We start from the raw sequence: 295 nt of genomic DNA on the forward strand, positions 1-295 counted from the left end.
TTTTTCTGGAAGTTTCACACCTAATTTTGTTAATTCTTCTTTTGCTTGCTCATGCGTTAATTTTCCAGATTTCTTTTGCTCTAAAATCGACTTCGCTTTCTCTTTCGCCTGTTCATCTAAGTTAGCAAACATGTCTCCATGCTTACCTTTCTCCGGCATTTTCACGCCTAACTTTGTTAATTCCTCTTTTGCTTGCTCATGCGTTAATTTTCCAGATTTCTTTTGCTCTAAAATCGACTTCGCTTTTGCTTTCGCCTGATCATCTAATCCTGCAAACATGTCTTTACGCTTCTCT

General features: G+C 37.6%; 1 pseudogene. It reads right to left on the reverse strand.

From position 1 onward, the window contains the following. Window positions 1-295, reverse strand: a pseudogene (locus MR160_RS34260) (hypothetical protein); the annotation flags it as partial.

It is taken from the genome of Bacillus cereus group sp. BfR-BA-01382 (assembly GCF_022663475.1).
Classification (GTDB): domain Bacteria; phylum Bacillota; class Bacilli; order Bacillales; family Bacillaceae_G; genus Bacillus_A; species Bacillus_A thuringiensis_S.